This is a genomic window from Paenibacillus sp. PAMC21692 (genome assembly GCF_014303795.1).
Classification (GTDB): domain Bacteria; phylum Bacillota; class Bacilli; order Paenibacillales; family Paenibacillaceae; genus Pristimantibacillus; species Pristimantibacillus agaridevorans.
The window spans coordinates 6,179,565-6,196,690 of sequence record NZ_CP060293.1 but is presented as its reverse complement, the minus strand read 5'-3'; the positions used below and the strand labels follow the sequence as shown (position 1 = coordinate 6,196,690).

Here is a 17,126-nt window from a genome sequence, read left to right as displayed (position 1 = left end):
GCAAAGGACAGAGGCAACAAGGTTCCGGCTTCTGTCCTCCATGTTTTATGACTGAATGGGAGGGACAACATCCAATGGGAGCCAAGACAAGGAGAGAGCTGCCGCTTCATTTGATGATCGTGCCGGGGCTTGTCTTCATCATACTATTCTCTTACGTCCCCATGGCCGGCATCGTGATCGCATTTCAAAAGTTTATCCCCGCCAAAGGTCTCTTCGGCGACCAACAATGGATCGGGTGGTCCAACTTCGAATATGTCATGCATTTGCCCAGCTTTTCGCAAGTGCTGTTAAATACGCTATTGATTGCGGGTTCCAAGCTGATTCTTGGTTTGCTTGTGCCGATTGTGTTCGCGATTCTGCTTAACGAAGTCAAGAACGCCGTGCTTAAGCGCACAGTGCAGACGACCATCTATTTGCCTTATTTCCTTTCCTGGGTCGTGCTCGGAGGTATCCTGGTTGATATCTTGTCCCCATCGGGCGGAATCGTGAACGGTCTGCTAACGTCGCTGGGATTGCCCAAAATCTTTTTCCTCGGCGATAACGACTGGTTCCCTACGACTTTGATTGGGTCAGACGTCTGGAAGAACTTCGGCTATGGAACGATCGTTTACCTCGCGGCAATTACCGGGATCGATCCCGGCTTGTACGAAGCGGCAACGATTGACGGCGCCAATCGATGGCGCAAGATCTGGCACATTACGTTGCCTGGCATGAGGATGGTCATCGTCCTGCTGTCCGTACTGAGCTTGGGGCAGCTCCTGAATGCCGGGTTCGATCAAGTGTTTAACCTGTACAGTCCTCAAGTATACGAAAGCGGAGACATTCTGGACACCTTTGTCTACCGAATTGGCTTGCTGGACGCGCAATATGGCGTTGCAACCGCGGTTGGTTTTTTTAAGTCGATTGTGTCGCTGATTCTCATTTCCGCTTCTTATTTCTTCGCATACTACTTTGCTAGGTACCGAATCTTCTAGGAGGAGAGAAGCCATGAATCAGCAGTCATCCGTAAGCACATCCCGAGGGGGCGGCAGGAAGCGCCAGTGGTTCCCGATCGTCAACACGGTCTTTCTAGTGCTGGTAGCGATACTTTGCGTGTTCCCGCTCATTCATATCATCGCTGTTTCCTTCAGCTCCAGCGCGGCGACCGCCGCTGGGCAAGTCAAGCTGTGGCCTGTCGAATTCACCTGGGCTTCGTATGAATTTACAGCTAGCCGGGGAGAATTCTGGCAATCCATGTGGATGTCTCTGAAACGTCTTGCGTTAGGTACTCCTTTGAATCTTCTGCTGACGATTCTAGTTGCCTATCCTCTGTCGAAGGAGTCTCAGGCTCTGCGCTTTCGGCTCGTGTATGCATGGATATTTTTCCTCACCATGCTCTTCAACGGAGGTCTGATTCCGTGGTATGTGACGCTCAAGGAATACGGCTTGCTGAATTCGATATGGGCGCTCGTGCTTCCCGGAGCCGTTCCGGTTTTCAGCATCATTCTGCTGCTTAATTTCTTTCGAGAGGTGCCAAAGGAGCTGGAGGAAGCGGCGCTGATCGATGGCGCGGGCCACTGGACGACGTTATGGCGCATTTACGTGCCCATCTCGAAGCCGGCGCTTGCAACACTCGCTCTGTTCTCCATGGTGGAGCATTGGAACAGTTGGTTCGACGGATTGATCCTGATGAGCAATCCATCCAATTATCCGCTTCAGAGTTACATTCAGACGATCGTCATTCAACAGAATCTGTCCAATGTGTCGAGGGACGATCTGCTGAACCTGGCCCAAATCTCAGATCGAACGTTGAAGGCTTCGCAGATATTCCTGGGTTCGCTGCCTATCATTTTGGCGTATCCGTTCCTGCAGAAATATTTTGTCAAAGGCATCGTCCTAGGGAGCGTTAAGGGATAACTGGAGAAATCTAGGGACAGAATGTTGAACATTCGTTACAATGAGGGAAAACGGTGGAGGCGACGCTGTTGTTCAATCGCCAGGATATCTCGCTCAGAAATTCCATTTTTTCGCGACTGCTGATTACCTTTCTGCTTATCATGCTCCCTATGTGGTCGTTCGGGGCGTACATTTATAACTGGATCGTGCAGACCGCCCGCGAGGACATATCCAAGACGGCGGTCTCGCAGATCGTTTATTACCTCTCGGACATGGAGAACGAAATCGAACGGATAAAGCTGCTCCAGTACAGCCTGCTCGAAGATGAACACTTGAACGAACTGGCGCTGACCTGGGAAACGATGGACACGATCGAGCGGATGGAAAATATCAATTTATTGCTGAAACGGGTTTATACGATCCAGAACAGCAGCCATTACATTGAAGACGTCAGCGTGCACATTGCTCCTATCGGCAAGACGTTGTCTGTCGATGGGGCGCGCGAGTTCGACGCGGAGCGGTTTTACGGGATTCGCTCCGTGTATGGGCACGGATCCCAGATTATCGAATGGAAGGGCAGCCTGCACCTGAGTGCGTACAAGCCCGGGGGGAGAAAAGATGCAGAGCCGCTGTTTACCGTAGAGATCGCGCTCGACAGCGGGGTCATGCGAGAGGAATTGAACCAGTTCAACCTCTACGCAGACAGCGGGGTCATGCTCGTGCATGGACGGGATGGCGTAGTTATTACCAATGGGGCAGGAGCCTTTCCAGAGCAAGATATGCCCGTTTTCCTGCAGCGATCCCGAGACAGCGAGGAACTGAAAACGGACGCAGTAAAGTTGTCCAATATGCGTTTCTATTATATGCACGCTAATTCGGAGAAGCTGAACTTCTCCTTGTACCGGTTCATCCCGGAACGAGTATTCCAGGAACCGCTCGACCGGTTCTACTCCTGGGCATGGTTGTTTCTCATTCTATCGCTTGGAATCATAGCCGTTTACGCTCTATCGACGTACAAATTCATCCACAAGCCCTTATTAACGTTCGTCAAGAGCTTCAGAAGAATGGAGAATGGGGACCTCGACATTTTCATTGATCATGCCTCGAAGGACGAATTCCGTTATCTGTACGGCCGCTTTAACCAAATGGTCGCCAATCTGCGTTCATTGATCGATCAGGCTTACAAGCAAAAGATATTGGCGCAGCGCTCGGAACTCAAACAGCTTCAATCGCAGATCAATCCCCATTTCCTGTACAACAGCTTTTTCATTTTAAATACGATGGCGAAGACGGGAGACGTCGAGCGCATCGAGCAATTCACGACGTTATTGGGCAAATACTTTCAATTCGTAACGCGTAACGCTTCCGACAATTTGTCGCTGGAGCATGAGATCTCGCATGCGAGAATGTACACGGAGATTCAGGAGCTGCGTTTCTCGAGGCGTATTAAGGTGGATTTCCAGGAGCTTCCTTCCGAACTTGCGCCTATGCAGGTGCCCCGTCTGATCGTACAGCCCATCATCGAGAACGCGTTCGAGCACAGCCTGGAGAAAAAGGCGTACGACGGACTGATAGTGGTTCGCTTCGAATGGGATGACGAAGAGGTTAGAGTGATCGTGGAGGATAACGGAGATCGCTTGTCTGACGAGGAATTGGCTAGAATCATACATTCGTTGAAGGATGACGAAGACCAAAGCGAGATTACAGGGATGGTCAACATACATCGACGTGTCCTTTTGACACTAGGCGATGGAGGACTACAGGTGTCAAGAAGCGGGCTCGGAGGATTAATGGCGACGCTGAAGCTGCCTAGGGAGGGGGGAGAACAAGATAATCCGATTACTTATCGTAGATGACGAGGAAATTATTACGGACGGTCTATACGAGGTGCTTAGCAAGCTGGATCTGGAGCTCGATCTGTATAAGGCATATTCCGGACAGGAGGCATTGCTATGGCTGCGGAGGACCCGATTCGATATCGTACTCTCGGACATCGCCATGCCGGAGATGGACGGTCTGGCCTTAATGAACGTAATCCGCTCCGATTGGCCGCAATGCAAGATGATTTTTTTGACCGGCTACAGCCATTTCGAAACGGTATACCAGGCGGTTCAGTGGCCGGGTATCCGTTATTTGCTTAAGAGTGAAGGGTATAACAAACTGATTGAGACCGTTGGCCTGGTTGTTAGCGAGATTCAAGAAGAGTTGCGAACGGCTGCGCTACTGCAGAATTCCAAAGCAAGCCAGAATGCCTTTGACACGCTCGCTGCAGGCAATTTTGTGCGCCATCTCTTGTTCGAAGGCGGAGCGGACGAGACGATGTCGGACAACTTCAATAGACTGCGCATCGAATTCGAACCCCGCGCTCCCGTCCTCATAGCCCTTGGCAGCCTGTCCGCGGCGGAGGCTCACCGCTACTATGCCGATCGGCAGGAGACGGCGCTCAGGGTTAAAATCCTTGCTGATACTTATTTGGAGGAGAAAAGCAGATGTCTTGGCGTAATCGATCGTTACGGCGATCTGATCTGGCTCGTTCAGCCGCCCGATCCATGCCGGCCGCTATCGAATTCATCTGTAGCCGAGCAAGAGGATAACCGATTCGAACGTCTATCTACATTCCTGGAGGGAACGTTCGAATTGATTCAGGAGGCCTGCCAGCAGTCGCTGGGCATTCAGTTGTCCGTTACGCTGGCGAAGGAGCCAACGGACTGGAAGCAGCTCCCCACGGCTTACGATAAGCTCCGAGAACGGCAGCACTTGCGTGCGGGAGACGGGACAACGATGGTGCAATCCGTGCTGCTAAACGAGGAGGGAACGGCAGCTCAGGTGCGTTTGCGCTTCCCGAAGGAGAAGACGGAGACGCTGGCTTCACATTTGGAGGGTGGCAGAAGAGAGGACTTTCTCGGGTTGTTTAACGAGCTTACGCTGACTGCTACGGAGGGAGGATGGACAACGGCTTACGCCACGGAGCTGTATTATTCCATCGCCCTTATCCTGCTTTCCTACTCCAATCGTTGGGGGGAACGAGAGAAGCTGCCGATGTCTGCAGGGGGCTTGATGCAATTGGATGGGTATCACTCCTGGAAACAACGATACTCCGTCCTGAGGGGCGTGGCGGAAGATCTGTTCGAATTGAGACGAGACGGGGAGCATAACCGAGCTGTTACGGCTATTGATAAGATCAGCGCTTATATTGACGAACATATCGCAGAGGACTTGTCGCTCGTTCGTCTGGCAGACGAAATCCACTTTAACCCTTCGTACCTCTCGCGCTTATTCAAGCAAGAACGGGGGATCAAGCTGTCGGAATATATCGAGGATGTCCGGTTTGCAAGAGCGAAGGAGCTGCTGTTGCATACGGAAATGAAAATCGCGGAGATCGGTGCCAGCGTCGGATACGAGGCGCCCCATTCCTTTACCCGAGTATTCAAGAAGTGGACGGGCATTTCGCCGCATGAATTTCGGGAACAGGCCGGAAAGCGAAGAGAGGCATAGACATTAACGAACAGCTGGAATATGAAACGAAAATATAAAAATGCAGCCCGGGAGTACGCCTCCTGGGCTGTTCTGTTTCCTCTAACCCATCACACCGACGGCAACGATGGTCATGGTAGCTCGAATCGATGTCGGTGTTACGACCCGGTTGGTTCATTCCCCAGATAAGCCCGTTCCAATTCCGCAATGTTAAACTTCTTCATCTTCAGGAATGCTTTCGTGACGCGATCACGCTGCTCCGGTGTGCCTTCGTTCATCATCTTGTCTAAAGCGGCGGGCGAGATTTGCCACGAAACGCCGTATTTGTCTTTCAGCCAGCCGCATTGCTCGGCTTCGGGAAGGGCGGACAGCTTGTCCCAATAGTAGTCGATTTCCTCCTGCGTCGTACAATCGACCAGCAAGGAAATCGCCTCATTGAACTGGAACGAATGTTCATGCGCGCTGTCCATAGCCGTAAACCAGGTGTTCTCCAGCATAAAGTCGGAGAACATGACGTCCCCCTCGCGGTCTGGCTCCATACCGGAGGCATAACGAACCAGCGCGCCGGGCTTCGCGTTGCGGAAGACCGAGAGATAGAACTCGCGAGCTTCCTCCGCCTTGCCGCAGTTGTCGCCGACAAACATCAGGGAAGGGATAATCGGCGGGCGCGGCTCCCCGTGCGGATTAGTTAATATGAGCTGCCAGCTGACCCCGTATTTGTCCTGTATCCAGCCATACCGCTCGCTAAACGGGTACTTGTCCAGAGGCATGAGAGGAGTTCCTCCGTCGGACAACTTATTCCACGCTTCTTCGAGCATTTCTCCGGCATTTGGTTCCCGCGACGGATCGAAATTAACGAAAAACGAAATCGAAGGATTTAACTTGAAGAGCGGCCCTGCAGAGATAGCCATAAACGGATGCCCCCAAACCGTAAACGAAACGATAGGTGCATCTCCGGAAGGCGTATCGTTTAAGGTCGTCGAGCTGGTTATTTTGGAATGCGGGAAAACAGAGCAATAGAACTCAGCAGCTTCCTTTGCTTCTTTGTCGAACCACAAATGCGGAATGATCGGTTGCGCAAGACCATTATTAGCATCGCTCATCAGTATTGCCTCCCAATTCGTTAATGAAGTGCCTATTACGCCTTTGATTATAGCACATACGTTCGCATGAATCCACCGGCAATAACGCTAGAGTTTTGAAACGATATATGGCAGAATTGAAAGTAGTTCAGCCTATAATAGAGCAACGATTCATCTATCTGGAAGCAAACAAAGCTTTAGACTGTGATTATGACTTGAAAAAAAAGGAGCGATCTTTAAATGAGTAAAGTTGTTCATCGAGTAGCTTTCATCGGATGCGGGAAACGGGCACATGAACATGCAATTGGTATCAAGGCTGATAACAGATGCGAAGTGGTGGCGTTTTCAGATTTATCTGCGGAGTCAGCCGAGAGGTTAAAAGCAGATTTTGAATTCCAAGGCAATATTTATACTGAATATAAAGTTATGCTTGAAAAAGAAAAACCGGATGTCGTTTTAATTTGTTTGTGGACGCCGTTGCATCTTTCCGTTTTTCGTGATTGCGCCGAAGCTGGAGTTAAAGCTGTGTTATGCGAAAAACCGATGTCTCCTACTTGGGGAGAATGTCAGGAGATGTCGCGGATTGCAGAAGAGACGGGCTGCCAGTTAACCTTCTCCTTGCAACGCCGTTTTGCGGAAGGGAACAAATTAGTACGACAATTGCTTAATGAAGGGAAAATCGGTCAACTTGTCAGATTGGACCTGTACTCTCCGCAAAACCTGCTGGATTGCGGGATCCATACGTTTGATCAAGCGCTTAGCTTTTTAAACGAAACTCCGGCAAAATCTGTTTTAGGCGCAGTCGATACAACAAGTATACTAAATTGGTTTAATGTTCCCTCCGAATATGGGGCGTCCGGACATATCGTTTTTGCCAATGGCGTTCAAGCCAACTTATACTGCGGACCTGTAGATACATGGGAACCGACGGATGATATGACAAAAGTTTGGGCTGGAGTTCGTCTCTATGGCACGGAAGGATTTATTGAAGTGATGTGGGATGGCCAAATCATCAGAGGGGTCAACTACAAGGATCCTTCCTGGAGTCCGGAAATGATTTTATCGTCCATGTCCGAACAGATGAAGGCATACGTCAAGCATGCAATAGATTGTTTGGAAACGGGGATTGAATCAGAGGTTTCCCACCAAAAGGCACTCCGTGCTTCTGAGATCACGTTTGCTGTTTTTGAATCGGTGCGTCAACATGCAAGAGTAGAATTACCCCTAACCGGTATAACAGATAGTCCGTTTATTACAATGTTAGAGAACGGCCAATTTGGTCAAGGAAGAGGTGCGGAATAATGATTAAGAAACCTAAACTTGCTTTAATTGGTATCGTGAACGAAGAAGCAAAACAAGATTTCTGGGGAACCATGCAGCAAATCGCAAACATTGGCTATGAGGGAATTGAGGGCGGTCAGTACTTGCTTACAGGCCATGTACAAGAAAACGTGGATCGATTTCATCAATTGGGGCTCCAAGTCGCAACTCACAGTATCAACAAGGAACAAATGCGCGATCAAAATGAGTTGGATCATATCATTAAAGAGGCGCACTTGTTGCAAACAAAGGATGTCACATTCTGGTGGGATGTGGTGGACACGAGGGAGCAATTGCTTCAAGATGCCGAACTATATAATGCTGTTGGCGCCAGATTAAAGTCGGAAGGACTGCGTTTTTGTTACCATAACCACGCACATGAATTTCAAAACGTTTTTAATGGCATCTATTCGTTAGATATTTTAGCCGAGTATACAGATCCAAGTCATGTCTATTTTCGATTAGACGTTGCATGGATTACGCTCGGCGGAGCCGATCCGGCACATATTCTACGCAAAATGGCTGGTCGTGTACCCGCTATTCATTTAAAAGACGTATACGGAGTTGATGAGGTCGGCAAGTGGACGGCAGTAGGTACAGGCATGGTAAAGATTGAGGAATCTATTGCTGCAGCAAAAGAGATCGGGGTTGAATGGATGACAGTCGAGCAAGATCAACTTCGTAACCTTACTGGAATGGAAACGGCGACGGTCAGCTATTTAAACTTGAAGGAGAGAGGTTTGCTGTAAGGAAGGGTTACATGGCAATACAAATAATGACAATGGGAGTAGATTCCTTTGAAAAATCAAATTCGAGTAGGACTTATTGGATATGGTTTTGCCGGGAAAACATTTCATGCACCTGTAATTACATCCGTGCCAGGTTTAGAACTGTCCAAAGTAGTGGAACGCAGAAGTCAGTTGTCCAAGGCGCGATATCCATGGATTGAGGTTGTAAGCAGCGTTGAGGAATTGTACAGTGATCCGACCATAGATCTTATTGTTGTGACCACTCCTAGTACAAATCATGTGGAATTTACGCGAGATGCCTTACTTGCTGATAAACATGTTGTTGTCGAAAAGCCTTTTACGGCTACAAGTCAAGAAGCCATACAGTTAATAGAGTTAGCTAAGGAAAGAAACAAAGTACTAAGCATATTCCATAATAGGCGTTGGGATGGAGACTTTTTGACCGTCAAAAGTATCGTTGAACAAGGTTTATTAGGCAAACTATCTGACTGTGAATTCCATTGGGATGGTTTTAATCCCGTTATGAAATCAGACAATTGGCGTGATAAAAAAGGTCCCGCTACAGGAGTTTTTTATGATTTAGGCAGCCATTTCATCGATCAAGCTGTACAGCTTTTTGGTACACCGGATACAATAACCGGCGATATTCGCATTACTAGAGATGGAGGGATAACAGATGACTACTTCGATGTTTCCCTTGGCTATAGCCATAATTTAAAGGTTGTACTAAAATCATCCCGGATCGTACGGGAGCCAAGTCCAAGATACACCCTTCATGGTAGTAAAGGATCTTTTGTCAAGTACGGAATAGATCCGCAAGAGGCTGCATTAATTGCGGGGGAGAGTCCAAGCGATTCTAAAAACTGGGGCAAGGAAGACCCCAAAAATTGGGGAACCATTCATACATCCATAGGGGATTTGCATGTAAGGGGATTGGTCGAAACCCAACCAGGCGCTTATACTTCTTATTATAATAATGTCTACAAGCACATACTTGGAGAGGAAGAATTGGCAGTCAAACCCGAGGAAGCATTAAGGACGATTCAATTGATCGAATTAGCTTACAAGAGCCATAGAGAGCAACGTACAATCCGGATTGGGGACGAAATCAATGACTGAAAAAAATACAATATTCCCTTTTCGAACCGCCCTTAATACATCCACTTTATTCCCGTACAATCTTGATATTCTCCAGCAAATAGAGCTGGTTGCCGAGGCCGGTTATGAGGGGATTGAACTTTGGGTAAAAGATGTAAAAGCATATGTAGACAGCGGAGAGAAACTGTCTTCTCTAAGGCGAGAGCTTGATCGATTGAAACTTGCGCCTGTTAATGCAATAGCTTTTTTTAAATGGTGTGATCAGGATCTGCAAACGAGAAAAGAAGGGCTGCGTCAAGCAGAAGAAGAAATGGAGATGCTAGCTGCTATTGGATGCCCTGCAATTGCCGCACCGCCTTTTGGCGATGTCAGTCATTTAGATGCCGCAGCAATTGCAGAATACTTCTCGGACTTAAAGGCAATCGGACGTAAAGCAGGCGTCGAGCCTTACCTTGAGTTCTGGGGGAGAGCTGAATATTTATCTACTCTGGAGCAAGCAAAACAGATTGTTGATCTGCAACCGATGAGCAAAATGCTCATTGACCCGTTTCATATGTATACAGGAGGGAGTAATCATGAACTTTTGGGCTCCCTTACAGCTGACCAAATCGGGATCGTTCATGTCAATGACTACCCGGGCGAGCCATCACGTTTGAACATAAACGATGAAGAGCGTCTGTTCCCGGGAGAAGGCATTGCGCCTACTCAACATATCGCGGCGACACTGCATAGTATCGGATATAGAGGGTATCTATCTTTAGAACTTTTTAAAAAGAGCTACGCGGGACGAAGCGCATTAGAGACGGCGAAGTATGGATTGAACTCGATTAAGACTGCATATAGTGTAAACGCAATTGCAAATCATAAATAAACTGGCGCAACATCTCTAACGGTAAATGAAAACAGTCTTTGATGAGAGAAAGCTCAAAGTCGGTGTCCGTCCAATTAAGGTCGGCGCTTGCTTGCGCTTTCTCTTTTTATTTTTCAGCAACCTCGAGCAACGTACCGAACTGGTGCGTAAATGATGCGCTAAGGACTACGATTGGCGGATTTACTCATGTGCAGATAGATTTAAGCTGCGAAAGTTGAGTATATAACTGTTCCCTATGATTTCACTTATTGTGACTGTTGTTTAGTTTTTATCACTTGCAAGGCAGCAGGCGTCAAAACATAATGAAAGCGTTGACATTTCATGGAGTGGACCAGTGTGGGCCAACAGTTGATGGTCAATCACAAAATTAAGATGCGAGAAGGAGGAATTGTGTTGTTTAAATCAAAGAGGTTAACCATGTTGCTTGTCATATCTCTACTGTGTTCCTTATTGATTCCGGTAGGTACCTTAAGCGCGGCAGATGAAGTCCTGCCTGAATCCTTCGAGGACTCTACGATCCCTCAAGGTTGGTCTGCTGTAGGAGGCGGCGCTGTTGCGCTTTCTAACCTTCATGCCAAGACCGGCTCCAATTCTTTGATGTGGACATGGTCGAATGGAAGCAAACTGCAGTCGACCAGTCTTCCGAATATGTCTGAGGCCATAGGCAGTAACGGGGGCTTGAAATTGTGGGTGTACAATGAACAGCCGATGGCCGACAAATTTCTGACGTTCAACCTGGGAACCGGGGCGGAGCTGTCGGAGGGCGTCCCTCGGTATACGTTCAAATTCTACATGAATTATTCGGGGTGGAGGACGATCTGGATCAAATTGAACAATGAGGCAAAAAATCCGGCATACACCGGCAACGCAGTTCCCACTACGATGGAGATTGTTGCGCCGCCCACACCATCAACCGCCAACGTCTTCATCGATCATTTTCAGCTTACCGGTACGATCCACCATACGTATTCGGCTGATAACCAGGCTCCTTATATGAGCAATGCCAAGTCCAATCAGACTTATCGTGCATCCCTTAAGCAGCCCGCACTGCCTGAAGAAACGCAAATAACGGTGCAGCAAGAACAGGATTTCAACACGATCATGAGCCGCTTGGATGCATACATCTACGGTGACAATTTGGATTATGCAAATTTGCCTGACGGTCCTGTCAAAACTCGTTATGACGCTTTGCTTGCCAAATTGCCAACTTATATTGCCGAATACGACGCATTCAACATTACCAGGGACGGAAACGGCGTCATGCATGGCCCTGGTATCTTTGTCGATGAAGAATCGAGCGCCACCAAAAGCCCGTATAATGGACTGTCGCACAGTAAATTTGAGAAGATTTGGACGTCCTTGGTCCATGATTACAAGCTTAACGGGAATGAGCAAAGCAAACAAAAATACTTTGATCTCCTGGATCATTTCCATGATCAGGGCTGGGCTGATGGCAGCGGCATGGGTAGCCAGGCCTCCATTAAGTTAAGGATGTCTGGCTATGCTTATTCTAGCTACCTGATGAGGGATGAGTTAAAGGCAGCGGGCAAATTTGAGAGGGAAATGGCGACCTTGCGCTGGTTCAGCAAGTTCGGCGACGCTTTGGACTTCCGTCCTTTGGACATTAATAGCCTGGATTTGGTGAACACGGATGAGATGAGGACGGTAACCATGTACAATTTGATGTACATTCTTATGATGGATCATTCGCCGGAGAAGGTCCGTTATATGAAGAGCTTCCTCGATTTTGTCGACAAGGAGTTGGCTGTTTACTCTGGCTATCAAGAAACGCTCAAACCGGGCTTTACGGGTTACCACCACGAGGGCCTTTATATGAAGTCTTACGTTCCGGATGCGATCTTTGTCGGCTCTTTAATTCGCTATCTCATCAACGGCACCAGCTTTCAGCTGGATGCCGCAACGACGAAGAACATCAAAGAATTTTTACTCATGCAGCGCTCTTTAGGAAATAAATACGAGATGTCGCATAGTCTGTCCGGACGTTTTCCGCAAGGCGATTCCACGTTGCAGACGCAGTATATCTCCTATGCGCTCAACGCGCTAAGCGGAGATGAGGAGCTTAAGGGAATTTTCCTGGACCTGTGGGATCCGAACGACCCGCTCATTGCTGCTAATTTTGCTACCAAGGTGGAGAACTCCATCATTTATAATGCGACGCTTGGAGAACTGCAGATCTCGGAATCCGCAGCTGCCCAATTTACACAACAAGGGATATCGGCGCAAAGTCCTGCTTTCGGCTTCAAAAACTATAATTACGGCGCGGTGGCACTATTCCGAAAAAATAATTGGTTAGTTACGACCAAAGGGTTTAATCAATACAACTGGGACTACGAAAAAGACGGCAACAACAATGCATTCGGCCGTTATTTAAGCTATGGAAACACGGAGATTATGCTGCCTGGAGGCTACAAAAGCAGCGGCCTGGATATTTCTGCGGGCTGGGACTTCAACCGCTGGCCTGGCACTACAACAAAGCATATCCCGATACTAGAGCTTGAAAGCGCAAAGCATCGCTCCTATTCGGACGAAACGTTCGGCGGCGGCGTAAGCAGCGAGGGACAGTATGGCGTATTCAGCATGAGAATGCATGATACAGCCTACGATAAGAGCTTCCGGGCGAACAAATCGTGGTTTTATTTCGGAGATGAGATTATTGCCTTGGGATCGGATATCGTAAACAGCGACACCGACAATCGGACGGAAACGACTCTGTACCAATCGAATATGAACGGTACCGTCATGCCTTTCTATAACAATTCCCCCGACGCGACCCATACGTTCCCTTATAGCAGCACGACGACAACGAATGCAATGGTATGGATGGTGGATCCGTTCGGTAATGGCTATATTATTCCGAATGCCAATGGCCTCCGGATCGAGCGAGGGGTGCAGGAATCTTACACCAAAAAAGCAGGAACTTACGAGAAAACGCAAGGAAACTATACAACAGCTTGGCTTGACCACGGAACGGCGCCGACTGGTCAAGGTTATGAATACGTCATTCTCCCCCAAAAGACGCCCGAGCAAGTGGCAGCAGCAGCGCAAGCCTTGGATTATTCGGTATTGAGGAAGGACAATATGGCGCATATTGTCAGACATAATACGAATAACGTCATTGGTTATGCCTTGTTCGATCCGACTACCCCGCTTACGTATGGTGTATTGAAAAGCGTGGATACTCCGGTGCTGGCGATGGAAAAAAACAAATCCGATAACCGTTTCGTACTTAGTCTCTCGGATCCTGACCTTCGACTGGCGAAATCACCATCGCTTGGCAACAAAACGGTGGAACAATTAAAGACGCCAAGTCAACGCAAGACGGTATTGGCGAAGCTGAACGGCGATTGGACGTTCCCGGGTGCCGCGCCTGCCGGTGTAACGCTTGTGGGTTATGATTTAGCTACCAATACCACTACATTGGCTTTTGATTGCGTGGACGGCCGAAGCTTCGATGTTGACTTGGTGACAAGGACATCGATGTTCAGCGATGGCTTTGAGGGTGGATTGGAGAAGTGGACGGGCACAACGAATGCCAATATCCGCAATACCGATGTAAGCCTGACCAACAACAATTCGATGAGAAGCGTCGACGGTTCTGAATGGACGGATTATACGCTGGAAGCGGATGTTACGGTTCAAAGCAGGCAAGGCGGGCTCGTATTCCGGGGGCAAAGCGATTTGAGTCATTATTATTTGCTCGATATCAGAAACTACGACAATAAGATCAGTGTGTTTAAAATGTCAGGATCGGGAACCTTGCTTGCCAGTACTAATTTTACCGTGGAGCTAAATCGCTCTTATCATATTAAGATTGTTGCAAGCGGACACACATTCACGGTGTTCGTAGACGGGGTTCAGGCGTTGACAGCGTCAGACAGTTCCTATACGAGTGGGAATGTAGGTTTTAGAGTGCCTGGTGCTACAGCCTCGGCCAAATTCGATAATATTAGAGTGACTTCTTCTTCCGGTGAGATATTGCTAGAGGATGATATGGAGAATGGCTTGGGAGGTTGGCAGAATACGGCCAACGCTATTACGGGTCCGGTGGGTCCGGGCCTAGCCGATCTCACCTTGACAAATAACAACTTGATGAGATCAAACATAGGCTCTGCATGGACGAATTATACCCTGGACCTGGATGCTACCGTTCTTAATAAGCAAGCAGGCATCGTGTTTAGAATTCAGGACAGTACTCATTATTATCTGCTTGATGTCAGAAGCTATGACAATACGATCAGGTTCTACAAGTTTGCTGGATCCGCGGTGCAGCTATCCAGCACGCCATTCCCTGTAGATCCGAATCGGAAATATCGAATTCGCTTGGTTACAGATGGCAGCCATTTTACCGCTTATGTCGATGGCGTGCAGGTGCTGGCAGCGGAGGACAGCAGCTACACCAGCGGAAATATCGGATTACGCTTGCCTTCCGCGGATGCGCGCGCGGTATTTGATAACGTAGCTGTATACGGGGAGTATGATACAGAGGTGTCTGAACCGTTAAGCATCGCAGGGTTGAAAAAAATGGTGGAGCGTTTTGCAAACAACAATTGGATCGATAACAAAGGAATAACGAACAGCCTGCAAAAGATGTTGGATCATAATAAGTTACAGTCATTCATCCATCATGTTCAGGCCCAAAGCGGTAAGCATATTACGAAAGAGGCAGCCGATTACCTGCTGCGCTACGCAAACGCATTGTTAAACTAGCCCTATGATCGTCCCAAAACAATCCCCCGCCGATTTTACGGCGGGGGTGTTGCTTCGTTAAATGGATGTTGCTACAAAGTTGGCGATTTATTTCCACATCACATGTATTGCAATTGCTCTCTACGAATTAACAACGCCCTTTTCCGCTTTTACAAGTCGAGTTTGCGTTTTATCAGTATACGTAAAAGCAAATCCAATCGATAATGAACATGTATCACACTACATGGAATAGAAGGGGAAACTAACATGGCAAAAAAGAAGCTTTGTACGGCAATCAGCATTATGTTAGGAGCGGCAATGCTCACGGCAGGATGCACCTCCGCTCCCGAGGGGGAGAAGCCATCGATACCGGATAATACGCAAGCTCCGGCAACAGTAAGCTACCCGCTCAAGGCAGGTTCGACACTTACTTCATGGCAAACGCTGAACAACAATCTGTTGTCGGTCAACATTGAGAACATGTCAGAGACAATCTTTGGACAGGAGCTTGAGAAACAAACTGGCGTCAAGGTAACGTATACACATCCACCTGTGGGGCAAACGACAGAGAAGTTCAACTTGATGGTTGCATCGAACGAACTGCCAGATGTTGTTGAATACACCTGGACGGCTTATCCGGGAGGACCGGAGAAGGCGATTAAAGATAAAGTCATTCTGCCGTTGAATGACATCATTGATCAATATGCGCCAAATTTGAAACAGATCATTGAGTCGGATCCGGAACTGGCCAGGCAGCTGAAGACGGACAGCGGACAATACTATGTATTTCCTATGCTACGGGAGGCTCCTGTGCAGCTGGTTTACGAGGGGCCTGTACTACGCAAGGATTGGCTGGATGAATTAGGTTTGCCTGTCCCTACGACGATTGACGAATGGTATATAACTCTAAAAGCTTTCAAAGAAAAGAAAAACGTAGCTGCGCCGTTTACCGCGAGATACGCAGGCGGCAAGTGGGATTTGGAAGATACATTTATCGGGGCATTCCAAACTTCCAACGGTTTCTATCTCGACGATCAAGGGAAGGTCCATTACGGCCCCTATGATCCGCAATTTAAGGATGCCCTGGAGCTGCTTCGCAAATGGTATCAGGAAGGGCTGATCGATAAAGATTTCGCAATACCGGATTCCGACGGGAAAACCCTTGATACTAAAATCACTTCCGGCATTTCTGGAGCCACAGTTGGTTTAATAGGAGGAGGCATTGGACGCTGGCTCGACACGATGAAGACAAAGGATCCTGCATTTGATTTGGTGGGAGCTCCTTATCCAGTCTTGAATAAAGGAGAGAAGGCATTCATCGGGCAGCGAGACTTCAAGTATAACCCTTCAGGCTCGGCAGCTATCTCGGCGTCCTCCAAGCATGTAGAAACAGCAGCGCGCTGGCTTGATTATGCCTATAGCGAGGAAGGGAAAATGCTCTTCAATTACGGTATCGAGGGCGAAAGCTACACGGTAGAGAATGAGGTGCCGAAATTTACGGATTTAATATTAAACAATAAAGATCTTAACGTTCAACAGATCTTGTCCCAGTACTCCAAGCAAGCTGGTCCGTACCTTACGGATAAGCACCGAAATACCAACACATATCCTCAACAGGATGAAGCTGCTCAGGTCTGGTCCGATACGGAAGCAGTCAAGCACATGCTGCCAAAGTTTATTACACCGACACCTGAGGAAAGCGCACAAGCTGCCAAAATTGAAACCGATTTGAACAGCTATAAGGAAGAAATGTTCGTGAAATTCATTATGGGCAAAGAATCGTTGGACGATTTCGAGAAGTATCAACAGCAACTGAAAACGATTGGAGTAGAGAAGGTTATTGCCATCTACCAAAGCGCGTATGACCGTTATTTAAAGAGATAATGCACAGAATTCATCTGGAGATGTTGGTTTCCCGCAAGGATTAGGTTGCCAGCATCTCCAAATATG

Annotated in this window: 11 protein-coding genes; 10 read left to right on the top strand and 1 reads right to left on the bottom strand. The window is 48.1% G+C overall.

Features of this window, described 5'->3' with window-relative positions:
• Positions 1–74 precede the first annotated feature (74 nt).
• The 4 genes from H7F31_RS25325 to H7F31_RS25310 are packed head-to-tail and all read left to right on the top strand — an operon-like array spanning position 75 to position 5,370.
• Positions 75–974 (top strand): ABC transporter permease, encoded by a 900-nt coding sequence (locus H7F31_RS25325; protein ID WP_087567979.1) that lies wholly within the window; start codon positions 75–77, stop codon positions 972–974.
• Between the two features lie 13 nt (positions 975–987).
• Entirely contained in the window at positions 988–1,896 is a 909-nt protein-coding gene (locus H7F31_RS25320; protein ID WP_187101057.1) for a carbohydrate ABC transporter permease, read from the top strand.
• A 53-nt stretch (positions 1,897–1,949) separates the two neighbouring features.
• Positions 1,950–3,731 carry a sensor histidine kinase gene (locus tag H7F31_RS25315; protein ID WP_261800127.1) on the top strand — a complete coding sequence of 594 codons (1,782 nt, stop codon included), beginning with the start codon at positions 1,950–1,952 and terminating at the stop codon, positions 3,729–3,731.
• A 31-nt stretch (positions 3,732–3,762) separates the two neighbouring features.
• A complete protein-coding gene (locus H7F31_RS25310) occupies positions 3,763–5,370 on the top strand; it encodes a response regulator transcription factor (RefSeq protein ID WP_261800126.1) in 1,608 nt (535 codons plus the stop codon).
• Positions 5,371–5,507: 137 nt separating this feature from the next.
• Here the strand turns inward: H7F31_RS25310 and H7F31_RS25305 are convergent, their stop codons facing one another.
• Complete coding sequence (locus tag H7F31_RS25305; RefSeq protein WP_187101056.1) at positions 5,508–6,452, bottom strand: VOC family protein; 945 nt, start codon at positions 6,450–6,452, stop codon at positions 5,508–5,510.
• Between the two features lie 219 nt (positions 6,453–6,671).
• On the opposite strand from H7F31_RS25305, the gene H7F31_RS25300 reads away from it, so the two are divergent.
• The 6 genes from H7F31_RS25300 (at position 6,672) to H7F31_RS25275 (ending at position 17,060) form a co-directional block, all read left to right on the top strand.
• Positions 6,672–7,733 (top strand): Gfo/Idh/MocA family protein, encoded by a 1,062-nt coding sequence (locus H7F31_RS25300; RefSeq protein WP_187101055.1) that lies wholly within the window; start codon positions 6,672–6,674, stop codon positions 7,731–7,733.
• Complete coding sequence (locus H7F31_RS25295; protein WP_187101054.1) at positions 7,733–8,500, top strand: sugar phosphate isomerase/epimerase family protein; 768 nt, start codon at positions 7,733–7,735, stop codon at positions 8,498–8,500. The genes H7F31_RS25300 and H7F31_RS25295 overlap by 1 nt, the downstream gene beginning before the upstream one ends.
• A gap of 48 nt (positions 8,501–8,548) precedes the next feature.
• Entirely contained in the window at positions 8,549–9,619 is a 1,071-nt protein-coding gene (locus H7F31_RS25290; protein ID WP_187101053.1) for an oxidoreductase, read from the top strand.
• Complete coding sequence (locus H7F31_RS25285) at positions 9,612–10,469, top strand: sugar phosphate isomerase/epimerase family protein (RefSeq protein WP_187101052.1); 858 nt, start codon at positions 9,612–9,614, stop codon at positions 10,467–10,469. Before H7F31_RS25290 ends, H7F31_RS25285 begins: the two co-directional genes overlap by 8 nt.
• Positions 10,470–10,862: 393 nt before the next feature.
• Positions 10,863–15,197, top strand: coding sequence for a chondroitinase family polysaccharide lyase (locus H7F31_RS25280; RefSeq protein WP_187101051.1), 4,335 nt, complete (start codon positions 10,863–10,865; stop codon positions 15,195–15,197).
• Positions 15,198–15,443: 246 nt separating this feature from the next.
• Entirely contained in the window at positions 15,444–17,060 is a 1,617-nt protein-coding gene (locus H7F31_RS25275) for an extracellular solute-binding protein (RefSeq protein WP_187101050.1), read from the top strand.
• Positions 17,061–17,126: the final 66 nt, after the last annotated feature.